The organism is Listeria weihenstephanensis (genome assembly GCF_003534205.1).
Classification (GTDB): domain Bacteria; phylum Bacillota; class Bacilli; order Lactobacillales; family Listeriaceae; genus Listeria_A; species Listeria_A weihenstephanensis.
Map to the genome: position 1 here is coordinate 2,242,136 of NZ_CP011102.1, position 24,506 is coordinate 2,266,641.

The window sequence follows — 24,506 nt, forward strand, 5'->3', positions numbered from 1 at the left end:
CGATTTTCCTTTCCTTATTTCATTTTTTCTAATTCATTGGAACCCATAGGGTTATTATTCCTAAATTCAGCTTTTTGTTTCTTAATTCTTAATTCTACAGCCTCTCCCCATGTTTTTGGTACGCCTTTATTAGTAGTAAACCTCTCAACCATTTCAGCTGGTAGAATGTCATTGAAATTCCTAACAGTAGCCTTGACATCTATCCCCGCGGCTCTAGCTGCAGCGACCCTAGTATTATCAACCGTTGTATATAACCCATCCGACATTTTGACAATGTCAATGGGATCTCCCACCCATCCTTTATCCTTCATACTTTTTATAATCTCCGATGACCCATTAACTGAACTCTGGCTAAACCTAATCTTAGATGGGTTAATATTCTGCGCTTGTGCGTTAGCATTAATAGGTGTTTTTTTCTTATACACACCACTACCCCAAAATCCTAGATAACCTAAACTCAGCATCCCATATGTCCCAGCATATCCAAATTGTGTTTTCTCCCATGTTGTTAGTGGTTTTCCTGTGAATGGATTTAGACCAGTTTCAACTGCCATCATTTGTCGCATGTAAATGTCCATCAAGTCATTATTCACACCACCTGAACTTGTCGCTACCGTACCATTTTTTATGGCTGCGGTGTATGCTTTACTGGCTGCTGCATTTTGTTGTGGTGTATTACCTGGTTTCGATAGCCAATAGGTGCCATCATCCAGCGGACTCTTCTGATAATCAGAGAAGTTATACGAACTGATGGCTTGTGTATTTTTACATACGGCTTGGTAAGCTTTCTTCTTTTTAGCTTCTTCTGCTTTTTGTTTTGCTTTTTTCTTGGCTGCTAGTTGTTTTTTCACCGTTGCTTTGATGGCTTTTCCTGTGGCTTTGACATAACTGAAAGCTTTTCGTAGTTGTTTGATACCTGCTTTCTTGATGGTTTTTACAATATGCTTCACTTTTTTGGCTACTTTTTGTACTTTTTTCAGTGCTACTTTTGCCTTTTTATAAACCTTCTTCGCCACTTTTTTGATTTGTTTGATGGATTTCTTAGCGGCTTTTTTGAATTTAGCAACGGCTCGTTTTACTTTAGTCACTGCTTTTTTGGTGGCTCGTTTTATTTTTTTATAAATCTTTTTAGCCGCTTTTTTGATTTTCTTGAACGCACGTTTCACCTTTTTGACCGTTTTCTTGATGGCTTTCTTGACTTTTTTTATTCCTTTTTTAATACTTTTCTTGAGTTTCTTCGCGGCTTTTTTGGCTTTTTTCTTGAATTTTTTTGCTTTTTTCTTCAGCCAGTTCATGAAGTGTCCGCTCGGATCGCTATAGGAATTCGGATTGTTGCCGCCGTAAATGTAGCGGTTTTGCGTCCGCGGATCGTCTAGAGCGCCGCGATAGCTATCGGCTTGTAGGAAGCGACCGGTGTTGGTGTCGTAATTACGGGCGCGTAGGTTTTGTGTGTCGCTGGTGTCGTGCATTTGCGCGCGGTAACCGATTTGGTTCGCCATTGGAACGGCTGCGATGGCTGTGCCGTAGTCGGTGTAATCGTAATCGGTGCTTTCTTCGCCGTTGGATGTCGTTGCGATGTCTGTTAAGCCGTTTTCGTGATAGCTTTCGTCTTCGGTGCCGAGTATTTGGTCGTCTTCGCCAAATCGGTAATCGGTGCTGGTTTCCGTCGTTTCGCCGTTGTCTTCGGTGGTTTCGTCTAGTTGCGCGACTTGGGTGTATTCTTGGGTTAAGTCATTGATGTAGCGAATCGTGCTGATGGCTTGATACCCGACGGATTTGGTTGTTTCTGTCGTGCGCTCGGTGCTGGTCGAGCTGTTGCCATCGCTTTCTTTTAGCTCGGTTTTGCCTTGAATGCCGTCTTTGACTTTTTTCGCATCTTTGGATGCTGTCGATTCCTTGGTAGTTGTTGTGGTTGTTCCATCTTCTTTTGTCACGACATCTGCACCATCTTCGGCAATCGCGGGACAGCCTTCGAACGTGCCATTGGCTCGTTTTTCTAGTTGTTTAGTTAGACTTTCTTGTTTACTTTTTTCTTCTTTTGTTGTGGTTTCTTTGGTGCTTGTTCCTTCTGTGGCTGTTTTGCCTGGTGTTACTTTAAGTTTGTCTTTGGCTTGTTTGTCATAGGTTGTGATCCATTCGCTGAGTGTGCCTTTGACTTCTTTGGTTTTGTCGGTGATGGTTTCTTTGCCAATCCGGTTGCCGAAGGCGTCGTATCTGTAGGTCGTGACGTGGCCTTCGTTGTCGGCGGATTGAATCAATTGGTTTTCACCGTTGTAGGTGTATGTTTCTACTTTACCACTTCTTAGTGCTTTTTTGGTAATGTTTCCGTTTTTGTCGTGAGTGTAGGTCGTGTCGGCGTCTCCATCGGCTTGGATCATTGCCAACACATTGTCGTCATCATAGCGGTAATCCTCGATGGTTTTTTTACCGTTTTTGACGCGCTTTAGTTTGGTTCTGTTTCCGTTGGCATCATAGATGTACGTGATGACTTCGGTGTTTTTGCCTGCTTTGACGGTGGTGTCGATGAGTTGATCGTCGGCGTCGTAGGTGTGGGTTTTGACTTGTTTCGTGCCGTTTTGATTGATCGTTTCTTTGGTGACATTCCCATTTTCATCGTAGGTGTAATCGAACGACGCGATGACTTTACTGGCTTTATTGCTGGTTTCGACGTGTTCAGTTTCGCCAATTGCGGAGTAACGGTACGTTGTTTTGGTGCCGTTGCTGTAGTGAATCGCGAGTGGTAAACCGTTGGCGTCGTAGTCGTAGGTCGTTTTCTTGCCGTCTGCTTCGATGACATCGGTTAACTGGTTTGTGTCGTCATAGCGGTAGGTCACGCGTGTGCCGTCTGGGTAGATCAATGCTGTTTTGCGCCCGATCGTATCGTACTCGTATTTCAGGTTTTCGCCATTGGCATCTTTGACCGCTGTTACATCGCCGTATTTGTTATACGTGAAGGTCGCCGTCCCGTCTTTCGATGTCGCCGTTTTGATCTCGTCGTTTTCGTCGTACGTATATTTGTAGCCGCCTCCGTCAAATTGCTGCTCAACCAAATTATTCAGCTCATCATATTTGTACGTCGTCTTGCTGCCGTCTGGTTTCGTTTCGGATTGGAGCGAACCGTCCAAGCGATACGCGTATTTCTCCGTCTTGCCCTCTGGCGTCACTTCTTTGACCATATCGCTGCGGTCGTTGTAGCTATATTTCGTCACAAAACCTTTGGCGTCTTTGATTTCCGTCAGATTATCCACTTTGTCATACGTATAAGTCGATGTCTGGCCTAAGCGGTTTTTCGCCGTCGTCATCCGATCCAGCGCATCATATTTAAACTGTTCCTTCTGACCTTTCGCATCGGTGGTTTCCGTCACGTTCTCGTTGCCGTCATACTTCATTTTCGACTCGTTGCCGCGTGCATCTTTCACCGAATCCAACAAACCGCGCGCGTCATAGTGATACGTCGTCACCGCATTGGTCGGGTCTTTCATACTCACCACTTGGTCGTTTTTGTTGTAGCGGTATTCGGTGCTCGCCTTCAACGGATCGGTTTCCTTCGTCACATTTCCCTTTTTATCATACGCGTACTGATACGCCTGATTTCCTGGGTCAATCATCGACGTCACGTTGCCAACCTTGTCGTACTGCACTTTCGACTCGTTACCGCGCACATCACGCATCGCCGTCACGCGGTCCAATTTATCATAGGAATAGCCGACTGATAGCTTATTCGGATACGTAATGGCTTCTAGACGCTGTGTTTTGTCGTACGAATAGCGCGTGATTCTGCCTTTCGCGTCTTTTTCAGACGTCTGCTGGCCAAATTTATCGTACGTATAACTCACAATGGCCTGCTTCGATTGATTGTCGCTTTCCTCTGTCAAATCGCCGAACTGGTTGTACGCGTAACTCTGCTTGTAGCCAATTTCATCTGTTTCGGAAAGCAATAAATCGTCTTTATCATACGCGTATTTCGTCGCTTTGCCGTTCGCGTCGATTTCTTTCAACACATTTCCGCGCAAATCATATTCAAATTTGGACGTAATTCCCGCAGGCTCTTTTGCCACCAAAATTTGATCCGCATCGTCGTACGTGTAAACCGTCGTGTTCCCGCGCTTATCCGTTTCCGCCGTCAAACGACCAGCCGCATCATAACGATTCAGCAACTTAAAGCCAGCCGCGTCAATCTCGGTCGTCAAACGTCCCAGCGGATCATACCCAAACTGCGTCTCATTTCCTTCCGCATCCGTCTGACTCGTCACAAGTCCCGTCGCATCAAATTTCTGCTGCGTCACGCCGCCATTTTCATCGACAACTTTAATCACATTCCCGTTCGCGTCATACGTCACGCTCGATACTGCGCCCGCCGCGTCCGTCGTTTTCACCAAGTCATCGTTGCCATTATAACCATAGCGCGTCGTCTCGCCGAGCGGATTCGTCTCCGTCAGCATGTTGCCTTCCGCGTCATACGTGTAGGTATATTTCCCACCATTCGGCAAAATTTCCGACGTCACATCGCCGCGTTTATTGTAAGCAATGCTCTGCGTCGTGCCCTCTGGATGTTGCTGCGCGACCAATCGATCCGCCGCATCATACGCATAACCCGTCTTATTCCCACGCACATCCGTCTCGCCAACAACGTTTCCAAACGCATCATAGTCATACGTCTCGCTCCGGCCTTTACGATCCGCCACACGCGTCACATCGCCAATTTTATTGTACGCATAACTTTCCTTTTGTCCCGTATTGTCTTTTTGCTCCAACAAACGGTCCATTTTATCATACGCAAAAGTGGAAACCGTACCATCGGCGTTTATCTGCTTTACAACATTATCCGCCAAATCATATTCGTACGTCGTTTTCCGACCAATTGGATCCACGCTCTCCGTCACATTCCCACGCACATCATACGCGTACGTCGTCTTGTTCCCAAGCGCATCCACAATCGCCGTCACGTCGCCCGTCTGGTTATACTCGTACGCAGTCTCGTTCCCATAAGGATCAATTTCCGCCGTCACATCGCCATTCTTATTATAGCGATACTGCGTAATGTCCCCCGTCGGCGAAACCTCCGTCGCCACCAATCCGAGCGCATTATACGTATATTTCGTCACGTTACCTTCCGCATCCGTCTCCCGAATCACGTTCGCTTCCCCGTCATAAGCAAGCGTCACCACATGCCCATTGCCATCCGTAATCCGCGTCACATTGCCATCCGCATCATACACATAACGCGTTTTCGCGCCAACTTCATCCGTCTCCGTCTGCACCTGGTCCAGCTTATCAAACGCGTACTGCTTCACGCCACCAGCCGCATCGCGCTCCGCAACCACACTGCCATTCGCATCATAATCATACGTCGACACACGCCGAGCCTCTTTCAGCTTCGTCGTATTGCCGTTCGCATCAAACTCGTACTCCTGCACGTGCCCTTCCTGATCCACAAAACGCGTAATATTCCCCATTTTGTCATACGTAAAGGCTTCCGTCGTGCCATCCGGATACGTAATCCGCGTCACATTACCGTCCGCATCATACGCATACGCCGTCACGTTCCCCAACGGATCCGTTTCCGCCGTCATATACCCCGATTTCGCGTCATACTGATACGTCGTTTTCTGCCCGTCCGCCGTCTCCTCCGACAACTTCTGACCAAGCGCATCGTACGCATAACGAATCACAGCACCATCCGCGGCCGTCGCTTTCACAACCCGATTCAGCGCATCATACGCAAATTTCTCCTTGTTTCCAAGCGGGTCCGTCTCACTGATTTTATTCCCGTTCCCGTCATACGCATATTTCGTAACGCCACCCATCGGATTCGTCTCTTCCGTCAAGCGACCCAAACCATCATACACATACGCCGTCTTATTCCCATTCGCGTCCGTCTCACTAACCTTGTTCCCGTTCGCGTCATAGCCATAAACCGTCACGTCCCCGCGCGCATTCGTCTCCCGCGTCAATTCCCCACGCGCATTCCGCACATACGTTTCCTTACCACCATTCGCATCCGTCACCGCGCTAAGCATCGACAACGCATCATACGCATACACCGTCACATTCCCACGGCCATCCGTTTCCCGCACAGGATTTCCTGCTGCGTCAAACACCGTTTTCGTCGTCGCCCCATTCGCGTCCGTTTCCGAAACCAGCTGCCCATCCGCGTTGTAGGCGTACTTTTCCACCCCGCCATTCGGCAAAATAGACCTAACCACGTTGCCCGCCGCATCATATTCATACGTCGTCACCCCGCCAAGACTATCCGTTTCCCGCACAAGTTGATTTTTCCCATCAAAAGTCGCCGTTTCCGTCGACCCGTCCGGATAAACCGTTTTCGTCACGTTCCCGTTCGCATCATTCACAAACGTCGTCTTATTTCCCAGCTGATCCACCGAAGCAACCAACTGATTTTTCCCATCATACACGTTCTCCGTCACCGATCCATCCGCGTATTCGATTTTCGTCGTCTGCAAGCGCTCATTAAAATAAATCACCTGCTTGTTCCCATTAAAATCCGTCGTCGTGGTTTTCCCGTCCGCATAAGCAAGCGTCGCAACATGCCCCTCGCCATCCGTCTGTTTCGTCACACGACCATCCGCATCAAACACGTTCTCAATCAACAATTTCCCGTCATGATCCTTATAAGACGTCATGTGATGCGCATCATCATACTGATACGTCACCCTTTTCCCCGTCTGATCCACGAGCTTCGTCAAATTCCCGTCCGCATCATACGAATACGCCAATTTGCCACCGTCCGGCAAGGTAATCTCCTTCAAATGCCCCTGCGTATCCCACGCATAGGTCAGCACCTTCCCAGACCCCGTCACCATCTTCGTCAAATCCCCATCCGCATTATACGAATAAACCGTCACGTGTCCCGCCTGATCCGTCACCTTCAAAAGCTGCCCATTCGCCGCAAAAAGCGACACGTCGCCCGTCTCCGAGTTCACGACCTCAAACTCCCGCGCACCGTCCTTACTCACTTTTTTCGTCAAAGCAAGCGGTTCATCCTCCGCAATCACGAATGTCCCGTTAGCCTGTTTATCAAAAAACACACTCCCGCCGTCCGCACGCGTCAACATCACCGTTCCGTCTTCCAAGAACCCAAGCTGATCCGCCAAATTAAACGTCCAGTTCCGCCCCATCGGACTATCCTTACCCTGCCCCATCGAATTATACGTCCGCGTAATCGTCTGCTCCTTATCGAAATCAAACCACTTCGCGTCCTCCATATCATAAAGCAAGTTTCCACTATCAAAATTAATCGGCTCATATCCGAACGTACAATGCTTGCCACGCCCAACCGCCAGCGCATCGAGTCGCATCTTATCCGCCGTAGAATATGCCGCCGTCTGATACGCCTTGCCCGCATTTTGCTGCGGATTCCGAATAAACACCACGTTCCCCTGAACGAGCAACTCATCCTTCATATTATTATCCAACATAAACTGCGACCGCTTATTCGAAATCCCGTAAAACTTCAACAAACGCGGCAACGAGTCCATCCCCGTTACCCGATAAATCTGAAACGTATCATACTTCTTGCTCGCCGACTCGTTCCCGTCCTTAATCTCCGCCTCCACTTGATACAAATGATTCTCTTTCAAGGCACCCTTCAAAAGCATCGTATTCGTTTGCCAATTACTCATCAACTCACGATACTCCTGCGTCAAATTATTCAGCTTCGGATAATCCGGGAACAAATAATCCCGCCCAATCGACGGATCCGTCCCGCTAAACGTCACCTTATTTTTATCCGACGTATCGACAATTTTATAATTAATCTTCGCATCCGGACGACCAACACCATCCATACCAAGCGCCGTAAAATCAAGCATACCATCATTATTCGCACTCACAAAAGGACGCAAATACAACGTCGTATCTTTGAGCGGCATATCCGCATCAATCGGCGGACGCTCGCGGTGCTTAAACACCACATACGGCGACTCACTCGTAACACCAGATTTCGGCGCAGCAAAAACATCGGCCTGCGAATACGGCAATTCAAATCCATTCACCTTCGCCGTTTTCACCAGAATCCCATTATTTTTCCCGCCATTCACCCAGTCCTTCGCGGCCGTCGTAATATCAAACGAAACCCGACGATTCGCATCATCAATCCCGCCAATATACGTCTCATTACCATCTAGATTCGCAGGCGGACCATACGGAAAACCGAGGCTCTGGAATTTGCCATACGTCAGGTCATCGATCGCCCCAACATCCTTCGTAATCCCGTGCGCTTCGAACTGGCGCTGAATCACTTTGCCACTGCTATCCTTCGCACGATCTCCCCAAAAACCTTCCGTTCCACTTCTAAAAAGAGACAACTCCGCCGATTCAATTTCGCGGTTCGTCCCGATTTTCTTAATCTCACTATCCGGAACCTTCACGACACCATATGTGATAAAATGAGCCGCACCAAGCGTTCCCGAGTTATTTCCATCATCGTATCCAATATACATATACGGCTGAAACGAGTACGCCACATCATCCCGATACTGGCGCAAACTCGTCGCCTCAATCCCGTTCGTAATCTTCGTACTCACAAATGAGACCGCGACCTTAGCGAGGCTCCCCGTCACATTCGCCGTACTAAACGCCGCGACCTCGAGCTTATAGCCATCCGCCGTCTTCACCGATTTCGCCGACAACGTATCAATCACAGAACCCGTCTCGTCCTCCAAAACAGGGCTCGCAATCGCGCCAATCAACGTTTTCCCACGATAAATCAACGTCGCCGCACGCTTCGCATCATCCACGAGCGTCACACCATCCGGAACCGTCAAATCAAACGCAACCGATTGCGCCGTCTCGTCTCCCGTCTTCACATACTGCCCGAGCTCCATCCCAAAACTATCCGCCTGCACCGTAAAGGCATCCTGCTTAGCATCCTCACTCGCGTACAAAATCCGGTTATCCTGCGTCGCGACCTGCGTCAAATCCGCATCCCCACTCGGCCGAACCGCCACATCCGCGCCATCCAAACCAAGCGTCGGCATCACATCTTCCGTCACGATTTCAGGCGTCGTAACCTCCCGCGCCGTCTCATTCGCCGTCCAAGCCTTCGCGCCATCCTTCACCAGCGTCGTATCAAAATCCTCCCATTTCCCCGTCGCACTATCCTTAAAATGCACCGGCTCCGTGAAATAATACGTCTCACCCTCACCCGTGTCCGAATTCACAAATGTCTTCGTATTCTCCGTCCGATCCCCGACCACCTCATCCATCCCAGCAGCCGTCGCATCCTCCGTCAAGCCATCCGTCACACTCGGCGTCTCCGCCTCAAACAACCGAACAGCATCCGCGTTCGCACCATCCGAACTCTCCGCATCCGTCACATCTTGCGTCCGCGCCCCATCCTTCAACTGCTTCTGCGCATCCTTATCCAAATCCGCCACCGTCACCTTATCCTGCGACGCCAACCGTTTCCCATAATAATTCCCAAACTCGCTCTCCACACTCATCGCACCCTGCACAAACTGCCACGGCATCATCGAAAATAGCAAAAGCGTCACCAATAAAATCTTCAATCCCTTTTTCATATGTAATCCCCGTCTCCCTTTATAATGTAGTTTCCTTCTTCACGTTCTTCTCTATCTCCAAAATTCCCGTCAAAACTGCTTGCGCCTTCTTATAATCCCGCGCCTCAATCGCATCATTCATGACCTTCAGTTCCAATCCAACATCCCCATAAGCCGTATAAATTTTCCGATCTGCCTCCGACAATCCGTCCCAAACATCAGGCTTCTTAGCTTTCGTATAAACCGCCCGAAACCCCGTCTCCATCTCCCGCAACTCCGCCAAATACGCCGGCTGACAAATGTCCCCATTCAACTTCAAATCCGACCACTTCGCATAATCCCGTTTGAAATCCTGCGCCACTTTCGCCGGTTTCCCGCCTTCGCCCTTTTCTCCATCACGCGAACACTGTTGAAGCGCTAACAAGAGTATGACAATAAACACCAAAAACAGTGCCAGTACCACCCAAACCTTCTTATTTTTTAACAATTCCTGCATCCAAAACCCTCCCATTTTTCCACAATCTCGGCTAGTATACCACAAAAACAGGACGATTTTAGAAGCAACTGGAAAGTGTCGATATTTGGACACATTTAATAGCCAGTTTGTGTGTATATCTAGCTTGACAGACCAATTCCGATTTGACAAAGCAAAAAAACGCACCTTTTTTCCCATGATGGTATAATAAAACAAAAAGACAAGGAGTCGAATCCGATGTTTTCTAAAATAACTATCAGCAATTTCTTTTCCATCCACGACCAAATAAGCCTGACACTCGATCACAGCTACAGCCCGGCCGATATTTTCAACCAAAACACCCTCTACACCTACTACGATAACCAGAAAAAGCGCAGCATTCTAAACGGAGCAGTCCTATACGGCGCCAACGCATCCGGCAAAACAAACCTACTCTACGCCTTCGAATTCATGCGCACCATGACCCAAAAAAGCCATACCTACACCGAAAAAACAGATTTTGATATCACGCCCAACGCCTTCCAATTTTCAACGGCGAAAGAAACCACTAGCCGCTTCACCATAACCTTTACAGAACCCAACTTCCAGGAAAATCAAGACATCCAATACACCTACGAACTCGCCATCGACGCGGGCACCCTAGAAATCCAAGAAGAATCCCTAACGTACAAAAAAATGCTCAAAACAACATTATCCAAACCAACCATCATTTTTGAACGTCTAAAAAGCCAAATTCCTAAAAAAAGTATCCAACTAAAAAGCCTTTTCAACAAAATCGAGCAAGAAAACATAACCCACAAATCCATCCTATCCGTACTCATCCACGACATCAATAAAGCCTATTTCAGCAAAGAAACCGCATCTCTAGCCTATAAAATCGTCGAAAGTCTGGCAACCGAAGTTACCAAAGGCTTCCAAACCAAACAATTCGATGGCAATTCCCTAGAAGCATTCGCCGAACAAATCAACAAAGACAGCGGTTTCAAACAAGAAATACTAGAAACACTGTACGATTTTGATTTCGCAATCCAAGATTTTTCCGTCACCGACATGACCGATAATCTCGTCGAATCCATTGAACAAGCCACTTTTTCCGATGACGTCAAAGCCCAACTCATCGCGACAACGAAGAAAAACCGCCGCTTTGAAATCAGCACCGCGCATATCGTGGACGACGTGACATACCCACTAAGCATGAGTATGGAATCCGATGGCACCAAGAAATTCCTAGAAAGCTCGATCCGACTTTTCGACGCGCTGCAAAACGAAATCCTATTTATCAGCGACGAATTCGACAACAAATACCACACGAAAATCCAAGAAGGCCTGCTAAACAAATTCATCCATCAAGAAAACGATAAAAAAGCGCAATTTCTGATTGCTTCCCATAACCCACTCCTGCTAAATCCCGATCGTTTCGCCAAAGAACAAGTCATTTTCATCCAGAAAGATCGCGAAACCCAGGCCAGCGAAGTATTCAGCCTCAGCGAATTCCATGAAATCACCTACGACAACCACAATTGGACGAATCTCTATTTAGACGGTCGTTTTGGAGCCGTTCCGGAGGTGTTTTAAATGAGCCGTGAAATCAGGAAAATCGTCCACCTCTTCATCCCCGAAGACAGTGGTGGCATCAAACCAAACAGCTGCGAAGCCCACTATTTCAAATTACTTTTCCAGCGCAGACTAAAAAACTACCAACTAAAAATCTACACACACGCCCAAGAAACGAAATTCAAAAAAGCGCTGAAATTCAGCGCCCATCCCGATGATAAATTTTTCATAATAACCGATCTAGATTTCACAGAAGACCGTTCCAACCTTAAATATGTAAAGAAAAAAATCAGCAATCTCGCCGCTCTTGGAGAAAATGCCCAACTATTCGTCTCTGGCCGCAGTTTCGAAGTTTGGCTCTGCATGTATCACGGAGTTTATACCAAGCGTTTTATATCCCAAAGCGCCCTCAACAAAGCAGTCGCACGAGACTACACAAAAAAAGAGCGCTGGTATATTCAAGAACGCGGGCGACTTTACAACAATTTAAAACCAGCCAGCGCCAACGCAAAAAAATCCCGACGCATCATCCTGTCAGGCGGCACGCGCGACCAAAAACGCTATGTAACAGAACTTCCCAATTTCAACGACGAAGCCCTGCTCGACTATTTTATTGCTCGCGAAACTTTTACGTATGTTGATTTGTTAGTGAAGGAATTGCAGTATTTGAGTCGGTGATAGGAAAGTTAAAAGTGGAGAATCTTATATCTGGATCTCCCACTTTTAACTTTCCGAACTATTTGAGCATTATTTATAACCGCTAAATAAGATTCATATTCTTGTTGGTCCGACATTTCCAATCACGAATCCCTTTTGCATCTTCCTTTTTCGCGACATCAATCGTAATCATCGAACCCGCACTTCCTCCATTAAAATTTCTAATTCCCTCATCGCATTCAAAACAGTCCTCGCCGTAATCTCACCAGGCATCAAATGAATCGTCTCGTCCGCGGCCGTCGCACGCTCAGCGACACGTTCCAGCGCCTCATCCGATAAGCCATCCAGCCCCATATCACGCAAACAGGTCGGCAATCCTAACTCTTGATAAAACGGCGTCAATTTCACAATCTCATCTTGGCGTTTCTCAATCATCAACTGAACAAAAACACCATACGCAACCTTATTCCCGTGCAATATATGATGCGTTTCATCCAAGACCGTAAGCGCATCATGAATCGAATGGGCACCAGAAGTCCGACCGTAATCATCGCCAAATCCACCGACCATACCACCGACCATAATATTCGTCTCCACAGCTTTCACAAATGCCTCGCTCAGTTTCCCGTCACGCATAGCTTGAAGCGCCGCAGCACTCGATTCCAGCAGAATATCTCGACACAATTTTGCCGTATAAAGCGAAATATCAATCTCCACCGAACGTTCCGCAAGCTGCGAAATAATCACGTCAGCCTCATACCATTTCGCCAGCGTGTCGCCGATTCCAGCTATCATAAGTTCAATTGGCGAGTCAAGAATCACCTCAGGATCAAGCAGCACCAACGCATTGCTTCGCGCAAAAACATCATACTGCAGCATTTCACCGCGAGCATCATACATCACACTAAGCGGTGTCCACGCTGCACATGTCGCCGCCAAAGTCGGTAAAATAATGACCGGCATTGCCAAATGAACCGCAATCGCCTTCGCTAAATCCGCGACCTTTCCGCCACCAACGCCAATAATCGCATCGACATCCCCAGCTTCAGCAATCGCCGAAACCCGGTCGCGTTCCTCAAACGAGCACACGCCGCGATACTGTTCAAATATCACATTAACGCCCGCCAACGCTGGGAAAAATCGTCTCGCCTTATCCCACGAAACGCCACCATGCACAACTAACACACGGCGAATATCTCGACGCTCTAAATGACCGCCAAGCTCCTGCCAAGCCCCAACTTTACACTCAAACTCCTGCGGCGCACCGCGAACAATCAAATTTTTCTCCATTCGCTTCTCAGTCCTTTGCAATTAATAAATAGTCTTCTTTTTGCTGGAAGGTAATCACGATCTCCGTTCCAACGCCATCTTCCGAGGAAATGGCGATCTTATGTCCCAATTTCCCGGACATTTGACGCGCTAAATAAAGCCCCATTCCCGTCGCTTTTTTCTCCGTTCGGCCAATCATACCAGTAAAACCTTGTTCAAAAACACGCGGCAAATCCTCTTCTTTAATGCCGATTCCATTATCGCGAATATGAAGCTCCGTTTTCGTGCCATCATCGCTTGAATCGCACCAAATCTTGATTTCCCCGCCCGGTTCCGTATATTTCAGCGCATTCGTCATCACCTGATCCAAAATAAAACCAAGCCATTTACTATCGCTACGAACCTCTACATTAATTTCGGCCAAATCAAGCTTCATTTTTTTTGAAATAAACAGCTTCGAATGTCGCTTCACGCAATCCTTAATGACTGGTCCAAGCGCCATTTCCTGTATGAAATAATCCTTCGCAAAGGTGTCTAATCGCGAATAGTAAAGCGCCTGCATCACCAAACGATCAATAGAATCCAGTTCCGCCTCGACCCCGCGATAAATCGTCGCTGGATCATTCAAATCTGGATTATTAATCAACATTTTACTCGCTACAATCGGCGTTTTCACTTCATGCACCCAATACAAAATAAAATCATGGTACTCCTGTTGCTTATCGCGCAATTTCGTAATCTCGCGCTGCTCCTCCAGGTGTTTTTTCCGCATCAACTCATTGAAAAAAGCCTGCTCACGCGTCCGCGGTTTTGGTAATAATTCAAGAATATTTTCCTCAATCTCACCTTCCACGAGTTCCTGCATTTCGTTCCAGTACGTGCGTTTAAACGAATAACCTAGTACTAAATACGCGATCAAAAACAGCAACATAAACACATATAAATAAATAATATTCCCGAGCGTCAACTGACTATTCGGATCAACCGCAAGCAAAACACCAATAAAAAACATCACAACCACAAAGAATAATAGGAAAAATTTCTTATCGCGTACGTAGCTCCACCAAGTCATATTAAACCCCCACTTCGATAAATCCAAATACATTAAAGTCAAACAATCCTTGATCCGTTAATTTCAAATTAGGAATAACCGGCAATGTTAAAAATGATAATGTCAAAAATGGATCAAAACCTTGTTTCGCGCTCACACCACGAAACGCATCATTCAAGTGATCTAATTGATGCTGAATTTCTTCATATGGCTGTGTGCTGAGAAGCCCCGCAATTGGTAAAGCTAGATTTGCCGCCACTTTTCCATTATCCACAACGGCGATACCGCCACCAATTTTCGTGATATGTTCGATCGCTAGCATGATATCTGCGTCCGATGAACCGACCGCCACGATATTATGCGAATCATGCGCGACTGTCGTTGCAATCGCTCCGTGCCTAATACCAAAGCCTTTCACAATTCCAACACCAACGCACCCCGTACCTTTATGGCGCTCAACAACGACCATTTTCAGTTGATCGTCTTTCACCGATACTTGAAATTCACCATTTTGAACCGTGATTGGCTCTACTAAATGCTCGGTAAACAAGCTGTTGGGCTGCATACCAATAATATTCGCCGCCGTACCCGCGATCTCAAGTTTTAAGTCCTCTAATTTTAACGTATGTAGAATTGCTGGGGACTCAAAATTGCTATCCTGTTTCTTAAACAGTGATTCCTCGCGAATACCATCGTCCACGACTACTTCACCGCGCTTCATTACTTTTGTAATCGTCACGGTTTCCAAATCACGTAAAAATAGGATATCCGCTTGGTATCCAGCAGCAACTGCGCCTAAATGTGGCAACTTATGACACGTCGCAGCGTTAATCGTCGCCATTTGAATCGCCATTACTGGATCGATTTTGTTCGCAATCGCAAGTCTCACGTTATAATTAATCGAGCCTTCCTCAAGCAAATCATCAATCAACTTATCATCCGTGCAAAAACAAAAACGATGGCTGTTCTTCGGATTCACCGCGGGCAACGTATGAATCATATCACGCCCCACCGTTCCCTCACGAAGCATGACGAACATACCAGCGCGCAAACGATCCATCGCCTCCATCGCCGTCGTACTCTCATGATCCGTCCGAATTCCAACCGCTAAATAATTATTCAAATCTGCTTTTGAAAGCCCAGCGCCATGCCCATCGATTCGACCGCCGTGCTTCTCCGCATCCACGATTTTTTGCAAAATATCTGTTTTACCACTTGCAACAGACGGGAAATCCATGACTTCCGCAAGACCAATCACTTTTTCATGTTGGTAAAGCGCGCGTAAATCACTGGCCTCAAGCGTTGCGCCATTATGTTCAAACGGCGTCGCGGGAACGGAAGAAGGTAACATCACATACATATCAAGCGGTGTTTCTGCCGCATCAGCCAGCATAAACTCGATGCCTTTCGCACCAGCAACATTTGCAATCTCATGCGGATCCGTCACAATTGTCGTCACACCATTCGGCAATAATACCCGCGCGAACTCAGAAGGTGGAACCATCGCGCTTTCGACATGAACATGCGCATCAATGAAACCAGGCACAATATACTGCCCCTTCGCATCAATGATTTCCGCCGCCTCATCAAAATCGCCAATCCCAACGATATAGCCACTTTTTATCGCGATATCGCCTTCCATAATCTCACCAGAAAAAACATTGACAATCCGGCCATTCTTAATAATAACATCCGCTGCAGCTCGCAAATCACTGACTGCAACGCGCTCTTGCAATTGCTTTACTTTCCGCATTAACGCTTCCCCCTTTCACGCTTCATTTGCCTTTATATCACTGAAAGCCTTCGTCCGCTAAATAACCATCCGCCGCTTCACGAGAAGGGAAAATCGCTTCCAAATGATCATCCGAATAAACCGCCCACATTTTGTTCTCATATCGCAAAATCACGACTGTCCGATACGCATCACGAAATGCTTCCTCATAACCTTCTTCAAACTCATCGCCATCCGTACTCAAAAACGCAATCGAACCTGCGACAAGTTCTCTAATTTCACTTTCAGAAGCCTCACGAATATTCACAAAGCCATTCTTGTCCGCATCATCCAAATAAGGCGCATAAACAAACGCGTTACCGTTCGGATGCAAATGATTCACTGCAATTTTCTTTTCACGAACACTCGCAGGAAAATGATAGTTAATCCGGCCCATCGAAACTGGATGCGCCTCTAGTTCTGTATATTCATCAATAATATTCTTTTTCTCTTCAAAGGAAAGCATTCCTTCGTCACATCCTTTTTCTCATTTTTCTTCACTGCTTTATTATACACTAAAATCCCACGCAAAACGTTGAAAAAAAGAAAACAATCCTTTCCAGACATGTGCAAGATTAGTAGTTCTCATAACAGACCCGCACACGACAAAAAGAAATGACCTCCACCTCTAGACAAGTTAGGTCATTTCTTTCATGTACTGAACATTTGTAACGGCTTTAGTGGAAAAGCCTATTAACGCATGGCATCCTATTTCTTCTTCGTTATATCAAATTCCACCAACTTCGGCAACCACTCATGCAAATCTCGAAACTCAAAACCAGCCTCTTTTGCCTTCGTGTTATCCAAATAATACGTTTTTTCAATTCCAAAAGGAGAATCATCATTATCCTCTGTTATTTCTTCCACAATCGCGGTTTTCCCAGTAGCTTTTTCAATCAAATCCATCAGCTCCGACAACTGATACACAGAATCACTCGCCGCATTAATCGGTCCGATGATATCCGACTTCGTTCCAACCCAACATAAGAATTCTGCCGCTTCATCTGATGAAATAAACCCAATCTCAGCATCCTCATTCGGCATGCCAATCTCTTCCCCAGCCTGTACATGGTCAATATGAAACTCGAGTCTCCCCGTGTAATCATCCTCCCCAAGCACAATCGGGAAACGTACCGCGACAACAGGAAATTTAGCCTTTTGGAAATATGTTGCTTCAGCCAAACGCTTGCCTTCTCCGTACTCAAAATCCTCGCGCGATCCTGATACGATTTCATAATGAAATGGATCAAAATCAGCCTCTACTAGCGCCCGATCACGTACACGGTATACAGAAAGCGAAGACGTATAGACATATTTTCCAACCTTATCCGCAAATGCAGCGATCGAATAAAGCGCATCTTGTGGCGCGTAGCAAATATTATCGTAGACAACATCCCATTTTTCCTGCGCTAAACAAAATAAATTCTCTCGTGATTCCCGGTTCATCCTAACACGCTTCACCTGATCACCAAAATCATCCACCGTCTTGCCACGCGTTGCAATCGTAACATCATGTCCATCCGCAAGTAATTTCGTTACCAATTTCTTTCCAAAAAAACGCGTTCCACCAATAACAAGAATTTTCAAATGAAGCACTCCCTTACTCAATCATATATCCCTGACCTTTTTTAGTTGTGATAAAATTCGCTAAATCAATTTCCGCTAATTTTTTACGAATGCGAACGACATTTACCGTCAACGTGTTATCATCAACGAAACTCTCGTCCTCCCAAAGTACACGCATAATCTCATCGCGACTCACGATCCGACCTTTTTGCTTCAACAACTCATATAAAATTAAGAATTCATTTTTCGTCAACTCTACTTTTTCATCTAAATAAGTGAGCGTGTTCGTATCGATATGCAAGAAAACATTGTTATGCTCGATCACATTTGGTTCCTCAAGTTCCGCATACGAGTAAGTCCGACGAATCAACGCATTAATTCGTGCCATCAAGACATCCAAATCGACCGGTTTTTCAATATAATAATCCGCGCCCATGTTCATCCCCATAATCTGATCCATCCGCGAATCCCGCGATGACAAGAAAATAATCGGCACATTCGACACTTCACGAATCTGATTACACCAGTAAAATCCATCAAAATACGGTAAATTCACATCCAAAATCACCAATTGTGGCTCTGCTTCTAAAAACTCATTCAAAATATTATTATAATCCGCCACCACCATGACATCAAAGCCCCACTTGGACAAATGCTTTTGAATCGTATCGCGAATAACGATATCATCTTCTACTATATATACCTTTACCATATTTCTACCTCCTCGGCTCAACCTCATTGTACCGAAAATCAAGCCACCATTCAAACGTTAATCATTTTCACTCGAAACCATTTTTGTATACGTCTCCACACAGATAAAATAATAAATAATGAAAAACACCGTATAAATCGTCGTACTAATAATAACAGGTGCGCTGACACTAAACATCAAGTTGAGCGACATCCCAATCATCGCGGCTACACTATGCGAAATCCCCAAAATAAGCGGGATCAAAAATACCGGCAACACCTGCTTTGCGACAACCGCACGTACTTCTTTTTGACTCATGCCCATCTTCTGCAATACAGCAAAACGTGGCTTTTCATCCACAGCTTCCGTAATTTGTTTAAAGTAAATAATACTTCCTGTTGCCGCGAAAAACACGATACTGATGAATACACCTATATAAAGAATAACCCCAACAAGCGTACTCATCATGTGATAGTTCGAGTAAAAGCTTGACATATTTGTGCTCCACCAGCTATTCGGTTCTCCAGTTATCGCTTGAATCTTATGGTCAAGCGACTCTGCCTTATCCTCATTCGTTACCTGAAAAATATCAATGTGCGTCGGCATCGTTTTTTGAGCAATTTCGCTATATAATGCATCATTAACGACCAAAACCGACGAAGCTATATCTGCGTTCAGTACCGTATGATTATAAATATCTTTTATTTTCACTTTATATTGTTTGGAATTATTCTTAAATTGGAGCATGTAAGGTTTTTTGGTCAATATATTTTTGCGCTTAGAATTTTCCAAAGAACCATTTGGACTCAGAAAAATCGCTTCCTCATCTCCCAAACTTTTAATTTTTTTCGAATTATTATCCAGCTTCATCGCCAGCCGATTGTAATCCGAGATAGATATCACTGAAAAATAAGTCATACGGTGATGGCTATATGGCTCGTTCTTATCCACTTTATCTATCACGTTAGCATCATAAACGTCCGCCTTCTCGTGGTAAATTAAATCATGCCCCTTACTCTCCCTAATCGCCGCAAAAATCTCCTTGCGCTGCGTTTCCGTACTCCAAACCGTTTCATAACTATCCGGATTCGAACTCTCTGCATAAGAAATAATATTCGTATATAGCGAACTGAGCGCCCCAATCGCTGTCAACGTCGTCGCGCTTAATATCGCAATCATCGTCAGTGTTCCTGCCGTCTTTTTCATCCGGTAGCGCAACCAGGTCACCGTTAAAATATTCGTCCCACTATAGAAAAACGACTTACGCTGAAATAATTTATAAACAATATAAGGAAATAAAAAGCGGAGCAACAACCATGTTCCTAAAATTACACCAAAAAGAACAAAAAGCATCGATGCAAAAAAAGTGTTTTCCGTCCAAAAAATCGAATCATCTATCGATCGCGTCGCCAAAAAATAGCCAGAACCAATCAAGAAAATCCCTAAAATAGATAAAGTCAGCGAACCCTTCGGTGGATTTTTTTCTCGCACATCCGCTTTAAATAACTCAATCATACTATGCCGATAAACGATCCAATAACCATTGGCTGACGTCACAATTAAGATAATTGCAAACACAAACACAGTCGAGCCGATCGCAGCGATAGAAAACGTAAATCCACTTGGAATGGACAAGCCCATAATTCGGAATAATAGCATCGAGAAAAATTTAGAAAAAAAGATACCTATCAAAACGCCCGCAACAACCGCCATCACATGCATCATCAAATTCTCATAAAAAATAATGCGCCCAATCTGCGCCTTACGTAAACCGAGTAACGAATAAAGACCCAATTCCCGCTTCCTACTCCTCGTGAAATAATTACTAGAATAGAAAACAAAAAAGGCTACAAATATAATAAGCACAATGGACGCCGCCACAAAAACACTTTGCCCACCAAGTCCCCATTTTTTAAAAATGATACCAATACTTTTATTATACGCCAGCGACACGAATGTAAAATAAATGAGCACACTCAAAATCAGTGATCCCAAATACATCGAAAACTGCCCAAAATTTTTGCGTACATTCGTGAAAGCAATTTTAAATAGAGTCATTCATTCCACCACCAAGCATCGCTAACACGTCTAAAATTTTCTGGTAAAACTGTTTTCGCGTCGATGAACCACGATAAATTTCCGTAAAGAGCTCGCCGTCCTTAATAAATAAGATCCGCTCACAAAAACTCGCTGCAAAGGCATCATGCGTCACCATCATAATCGTCGCATTTCGTGCTTCTCTAGCATAGACCAAGCTTTCCAGCAAATTCGTCGCCGCTTTAGAATCAAGCGCACCTGTAGGTTCATCCGCAAAAATCAGCGCTGGATTCGTCACCATCGCCCGACTAACCGCCGTTCGCTGCTTCTGCCCACCCGACACTTGATTTGGAAATTTGTTCGCCAATTCTAAAATACCAAACTGGCGCATCACCTCCGCAACACGATCTTCCACCTCTTTCGGCTTCACTTTTGAAAGCGACAACGGCAGAGCAATATTATCCTTAATTGTCATCGTATCCAACAAATTATAATCTTGAAAAATAAATCCTAACTTGTCCCGCCTGAAAATGGCCATCTCTTTTGCCCGCATATCCTCAAATGCTTTCCCATCGATTTCAATGCTCCCCGAAGTCGCTTTATCAATCGTCGAAAGCACATTTAAAAGCGTCGATTTCCCAGCACCACTTGGTCCCATGACGCCAACAAATTCTCCCCTGCGCACCTCTAAACTCACACTATTCAGCGCGGGAAAAAGCGTACTTTTCGAGCCATATACTTTTCTAACATTCTTTGCTTGTAAAATAACACTCATCTCGCCTGAACCTCCGCTCAAAATTCTCTCTCATCTATTGTACACTAAAAGCTGGCCCCTGCCCACCGGAACTTGAGGCGTATTTATACAAAAAAGCAAGGAATTAAGCGCGTTTTCCGACAATACTAACATCATCAAAACGTACCTTATTCCTTACTCTTATTCACCATTATTTCAATTTCACGTCAACGCTCACATCAACGTTCCCTCGAGTCGCTTTCGAATATGGGCACATCTCATGCGCCATGGAAGTAATTTTTTGCGCCTCATCAAGACTACTCGCATCAGCAACTTCAGCCGAAATCGCAATGCTCAGCTTGTATCCACCGAGCGTCTCATCTTCATTCATCGAAACTGCCACCGTAATCGCAGCCTTAGCGTCCGACTTCTCTTTGCGCGCTACCGATTGAAAAGCACTGCCAAAACACGCCGCATAGCCAAGCGCGAATAGTTCCTCAGGATTTGTCCCGTCCCCACCTTCACCATTAAAGGATTTTGGACGGCTCAGTTTAAAAGATAAATCGCTGTCATTCGAACTCACCGTTCCAGTCCGACCTCCAACACCAGTTGCACTCGTCGTAAAAAAAGTTTTTCCCATTCGAAAAGACCTCCTTAAAGTGTATGTTTCCTTATCTTTATTTCCCTAAAAACACGCTTAAAAAACATCATTTCTCCGTCTTATACAGTTCCATACATTCTTTGATCAATATTTCCAAATCTGCAAGTGGCAAGTTCACATCCGCTGCTACGATATCCCACGCCATTTCACGTCGATCTTTAATCTTCGTGTAAACCAACATCTTCCCCTGCGCGAAAAATTTGAATTTTGGTACAGCAATCTTAATTTCCTCGACGCTGTTCCACGACTGGAAATCCCCACGATAAGCCATGCCCTCAGCTGAAAGTTCCAACGTTGGCGTTAAATTAAGCAATCGGAATAATGGTCGTAAAATAATAATCCCAATAAAAATGAGTAAAATAAGCTTTTCCGTCCCATTTACCGATTTTATATGATCAAAAACACCATATAATAGTATTCCAATCGCAATCCACAAGAGACTGCTCGAAATAACCAATACGTGATTTACCTTAAACTGTGCCTTTTCACCGTTTGCAATCTTTTCCGCAAAATTTTCTGTCACTTTTATTACCTCATTCTAGAATAGATTTATTACTATTATTGTACCTTGAATAAAACCAGAAAGATAGGTTAATCTCGACAATAATTGGTTTTCTAAGTTAAAATAAGCATAATGGAAGGTGGCTAAAAAATGGCTCGCGAAGAATTTTATGAAACGAAAAACGGACGAACTTCTTTTTTTGATGGCGGTTTACTACAATTTATCGGTTGGACTATCCTTGGAACCCTTGTCACAGTATTAACGGTCGGCATTTGTTATCCTTGGGCACTAACGATGATTTACGGATGGAAAATCAATCACACCGTTATCGAAGGTCGTCGGATGCAATTTAACGGTTCTGCATTTGGACTCTTCGGAAATTGGATTAAATGGTTATTGCTCATGATTATTACACTTGGAATTTATTCACTTTGGGTGTTTATTAAACTAGAAGATTGGAAGGCCCGCAACACAACATTCAAAAACTAGAGTGGGACACAACCGAGATAAATCAGCGGCAAACGCTCGATTTGTATAAAGCAAAATTTTTCGTCTTACCCCCAAAAATGGGTAGGCTTTTTTGCTTTATCTCAGGTTCTATCCAAGACTGTTCTATATTTTAATTGACGATTGCTTCATTTTCTATAGTCAGCTCATCCATCAGCACTTCTGGATTGGAGTCTATTATTTGGAGTAGGCGTGTGGCCGAGCCATTAGGGGAATTCCGACCATTTTCCCATGCTTCTACTGTTTTCTTAGATATGCCCATCAATTCAGCAAAAGCACTTTGTGTGAGCTCGACTTTTTGACGAAATCCCTTGATATCTTTAGCACTATACGTCGGCAATTCTGTGATCAATATTTTTTTGGTACGTGCTTTTTTTGTATTATCCGCATGGGCAATGGCCTGTTTTAGTCCTTTTTCTAGCGAATCAAATAGTTCCGTCATGTCCATCACTCCTCATCCAATATATAATTCCTTCAACTTCGATACAAATTTACCGAGATAGATGCATTCCGCGTCGCTAAGATTATCCGCTTCTCGCTTATTTATTAATGTTACTAGTATGATTAGATGATGGCTCTCAATATCTACGTAAAAGATTCTACATCCACCGCTTTTACCAGCATTAGAATGAGTAGGCGAATACCGGAGCTTTCTAAGTCCATTCGTATATGGCATGACGGCTCCTTTTTTAGGCTCCAAAAGCAGTATTTGCTCCATATTATAGTAGTCCGCGCTTGTAAAACCTAATTTCTTCGTGCGACTGTCAAATTCATCAACGTAAACAAACTCTCTGGATAGTTGCATCATCATTATCGTCTCGCTTTCTTTTAGTATACCCTACTTAATAGGGTAAGTCAATTTTTTATTCCATTCTACTAAAAAAAGCTCCCCCAGTTTTGTTTACCTAATTACCCATTTACATTTGGCACCTCTTACACCAAAGATCTGGCAGCACGGATACATATGTTTTCTCAAACGTCATCAAATCATAGAGCATTTTATCATAATAACCGAACTCGTCCTCGCGCCCCAACAAATCATTCGTCGCCTTCATCCGTCCAAGCGCATCATGAGCCATGTCCTTAAGCGCTGGAATAATATACCCAGTAATTTTGATTTGCCCAAATGCCGTTGCAAGTACCACCTGATCCGACCGCCAAACATCAGCTTCACTCACCTCCATCAGTTTAGCAAGCGATCCCGAGTCCATATCTTTCGGAGGAAAATACGTCATTCCCAACTGCGATTCTACAATATGCCGAGGGAAATCCGATAAACTAATGCCCTCTACTTCCTTATCTTGAAAAAATTCTTCTAATGCAACAAGTGTGTCAGCACCAGCCTTATTGCCAAACGGTGAGGCTTCATCCGTACCATCAAAATAAAAATCCGATTTAAAATGCGCGACAAAATGCGGATGGCTCGTTTTTTTGTCCAGTCCAACTTTCCGATCATCAAAATACATATCAATTGCCATTATATTCGTCTCCTCTTAAACGTATTTGTGATT

General features: G+C 45.0%; 18 protein-coding genes. 3 read left to right on the forward strand and 15 right to left on the reverse strand.

The annotated features are described in order from the left end of the window. Window positions 1-14 precede the first annotated feature (14 nt). A complete protein-coding gene (locus UE46_RS10960; protein ID WP_233230922.1) occupies window positions 15-9,542 on the reverse strand; it encodes an RHS repeat-associated core domain-containing protein in 9,528 nt (3,175 codons plus the stop codon). A gap of 19 nt (window positions 9,543-9,561) precedes the next feature. Beyond that, window positions 9,562-10,017 (reverse strand): hypothetical protein, encoded by a 456-nt coding sequence (locus tag UE46_RS10965; protein WP_036060843.1) that lies wholly within the window; start codon window positions 10,015-10,017, stop codon window positions 9,562-9,564. Window positions 10,018-10,233: 216 nt separating this feature from the next. On the opposite strand from UE46_RS10965, the gene UE46_RS10970 reads away from it, so the two are divergent. Then, window positions 10,234-11,571 (forward strand): AAA family ATPase, encoded by a 1,338-nt coding sequence (locus UE46_RS10970; RefSeq protein WP_036060842.1) that lies wholly within the window; start codon window positions 10,234-10,236, stop codon window positions 11,569-11,571. Next, entirely contained in the window at window positions 11,572-12,228 is a 657-nt protein-coding gene (locus UE46_RS10975; protein ID WP_036060840.1) for an RloB domain-containing protein, read from the forward strand. A 168-nt stretch (window positions 12,229-12,396) separates the two neighbouring features. Here UE46_RS10975 and UE46_RS10980 read toward each other — a convergent pair whose 3' ends face one another. The 10 genes from UE46_RS10980 to UE46_RS11025 form a co-directional block, all read right to left on the reverse strand. After that, complete coding sequence (locus tag UE46_RS10980) at window positions 12,397-13,497, reverse strand: iron-containing alcohol dehydrogenase family protein (protein WP_036060839.1); 1,101 nt, start codon at window positions 13,495-13,497, stop codon at window positions 12,397-12,399. A 7-nt stretch (window positions 13,498-13,504) separates the two neighbouring features. Further along, window positions 13,505-14,548: a sensor histidine kinase gene (locus UE46_RS10985; RefSeq protein WP_036060838.1), complete on the reverse strand. Its 1,044-nt coding sequence runs from the start codon at window positions 14,546-14,548 to the stop codon at window positions 13,505-13,507. 1 nt (window position 14,549) lies between these two features. Beyond that, window positions 14,550-16,280 carry an adenine deaminase gene (gene ade / locus UE46_RS10990; protein WP_036060836.1) on the reverse strand — a complete coding sequence of 577 codons (1,731 nt, stop codon included), beginning with the start codon at window positions 16,278-16,280 and terminating at the stop codon, window positions 14,550-14,552. A 37-nt stretch (window positions 16,281-16,317) separates the two neighbouring features. Next, window positions 16,318-16,764 (reverse strand): hypothetical protein, encoded by a 447-nt coding sequence (locus UE46_RS10995; RefSeq protein ID WP_036060835.1) that lies wholly within the window; start codon window positions 16,762-16,764, stop codon window positions 16,318-16,320. Window positions 16,765-17,006: 242 nt separating this feature from the next. Then, the gene (locus UE46_RS11000; protein ID WP_118907608.1) at window positions 17,007-17,885 is read right to left on the reverse strand and encodes an NAD-dependent epimerase/dehydratase family protein; all 879 of its coding nucleotides are present in this window, start codon (window positions 17,883-17,885) and stop codon (window positions 17,007-17,009) included. 13 nt (window positions 17,886-17,898) lie between these two features. Continuing rightward, window positions 17,899-18,576: a response regulator transcription factor gene (locus tag UE46_RS11005; RefSeq protein WP_036060834.1), complete on the reverse strand. Its 678-nt coding sequence runs from the start codon at window positions 18,574-18,576 to the stop codon at window positions 17,899-17,901. 57 nt (window positions 18,577-18,633) lie between these two features. Then, the gene (locus UE46_RS11010; protein ID WP_118907609.1) at window positions 18,634-20,613 is read right to left on the reverse strand and encodes an FtsX-like permease family protein; all 1,980 of its coding nucleotides are present in this window, start codon (window positions 20,611-20,613) and stop codon (window positions 18,634-18,636) included. Beyond that, a complete protein-coding gene (locus UE46_RS11015; protein ID WP_036060833.1) occupies window positions 20,600-21,367 on the reverse strand; it encodes an ABC transporter ATP-binding protein in 768 nt (255 codons plus the stop codon). Before UE46_RS11015 ends, UE46_RS11010 begins: the two co-directional genes overlap by 14 nt. 169 nt (window positions 21,368-21,536) lie before the next feature. Then, window positions 21,537-21,965 (reverse strand): Ohr family peroxiredoxin, encoded by a 429-nt coding sequence (locus UE46_RS11020; protein ID WP_036060832.1) that lies wholly within the window; start codon window positions 21,963-21,965, stop codon window positions 21,537-21,539. 67 nt (window positions 21,966-22,032) lie between these two features. After that, window positions 22,033-22,509, reverse strand: coding sequence for a hypothetical protein (locus UE46_RS11025; RefSeq protein WP_051492916.1), 477 nt, complete (start codon window positions 22,507-22,509; stop codon window positions 22,033-22,035). 129 nt (window positions 22,510-22,638) lie between these two features. Between UE46_RS11025 and UE46_RS11030 the strand changes: the two genes are divergently transcribed. Then, window positions 22,639-22,977, forward strand: a complete 339-nt coding sequence (locus UE46_RS11030; RefSeq protein ID WP_036060831.1) for a YjgN family protein — start codon at window positions 22,639-22,641, stop codon at window positions 22,975-22,977. Between the two features lie 130 nt (window positions 22,978-23,107). On the opposite strand, the gene UE46_RS11035 is transcribed toward UE46_RS11030, so the two are convergent. The 3 genes from UE46_RS11035 to UE46_RS11045 form a co-directional block, all read right to left on the reverse strand. Further along, a complete protein-coding gene (locus tag UE46_RS11035) occupies window positions 23,108-23,437 on the reverse strand; it encodes a helix-turn-helix domain-containing protein (protein ID WP_051492915.1) in 330 nt (109 codons plus the stop codon). A 12-nt stretch (window positions 23,438-23,449) separates the two neighbouring features. Beyond that, on the reverse strand, window positions 23,450-23,806 hold the full coding sequence (locus UE46_RS11040) for an addiction module toxin RelE (protein ID WP_118907610.1): 357 nt from the start codon (window positions 23,804-23,806) through the stop codon (window positions 23,450-23,452). Window positions 23,807-23,912: 106 nt separating this feature from the next. Continuing rightward, entirely contained in the window at window positions 23,913-24,473 is a 561-nt protein-coding gene (locus UE46_RS11045) for a molybdate metabolism regulator (RefSeq protein ID WP_118907611.1), read from the reverse strand. Between the last annotated feature and the right edge of the window lie 33 nt (window positions 24,474-24,506).

Bases quoted from the DNA above. Each gene is read 5' to 3' on its own strand.
- UE46_RS10960 (WP_233230922.1), bottom strand. From the start codon at position 9,542: ATGAAAAAGGGATTGAAGATTTTATTGGTGACGCTTTTGCTATTTTCG.
- UE46_RS10965 (WP_036060843.1), bottom strand. From the start codon at position 10,017: ATGCAGGAATTGTTAAAAAATAAGAAGGTTTGGGTGGTACTGGCACTG.
- UE46_RS10970 (WP_036060842.1), top strand. From the start codon at position 10,234: ATGTTTTCTAAAATAACTATCAGCAATTTCTTTTCCATCCACGACCAA.
- UE46_RS10975 (WP_036060840.1), top strand. From the start codon at position 11,572: ATGAGCCGTGAAATCAGGAAAATCGTCCACCTCTTCATCCCCGAAGAC.
- UE46_RS10980 (WP_036060839.1), bottom strand. From the start codon at position 13,497: ATGGAGAAAAATTTGATTGTTCGCGGTGCGCCGCAGGAGTTTGAGTGT.
- UE46_RS10985 (WP_036060838.1), bottom strand. From the start codon at position 14,548: ATGACTTGGTGGAGCTACGTACGCGATAAGAAATTTTTCCTATTATTC.
- ade (WP_036060836.1), bottom strand. From the start codon at position 16,280: ATGCGGAAAGTAAAGCAATTGCAAGAGCGCGTTGCAGTCAGTGATTTG.
- UE46_RS10995 (WP_036060835.1), bottom strand. From the start codon at position 16,764: ATGCTTTCCTTTGAAGAGAAAAAGAATATTATTGATGAATATACAGAA.
- UE46_RS11005 (WP_036060834.1), bottom strand. From the start codon at position 18,576: ATGGTAAAGGTATATATAGTAGAAGATGATATCGTTATTCGCGATACG.
- UE46_RS11010 (WP_118907609.1), bottom strand. From the start codon at position 20,613: ATGACTCTATTTAAAATTGCTTTCACGAATGTACGCAAAAATTTTGGG.
- UE46_RS11015 (WP_036060833.1), bottom strand. From the start codon at position 21,367: ATGAGTGTTATTTTACAAGCAAAGAATGTTAGAAAAGTATATGGCTCG.
- UE46_RS11020 (WP_036060832.1), bottom strand. From the start codon at position 21,965: ATGGGAAAAACTTTTTTTACGACGAGTGCAACTGGTGTTGGAGGTCGG.
- UE46_RS11030 (WP_036060831.1), top strand. From the start codon at position 22,639: ATGGCTCGCGAAGAATTTTATGAAACGAAAAACGGACGAACTTCTTTT.
- UE46_RS11035 (WP_051492915.1), bottom strand. From the start codon at position 23,437: ATGACGGAACTATTTGATTCGCTAGAAAAAGGACTAAAACAGGCCATT.
- UE46_RS11040 (WP_118907610.1), bottom strand. From the start codon at position 23,806: ATGATGATGCAACTATCCAGAGAGTTTGTTTACGTTGATGAATTTGAC.
- UE46_RS11045 (WP_118907611.1), bottom strand. From the start codon at position 24,473: ATGGCAATTGATATGTATTTTGATGATCGGAAAGTTGGACTGGACAAA.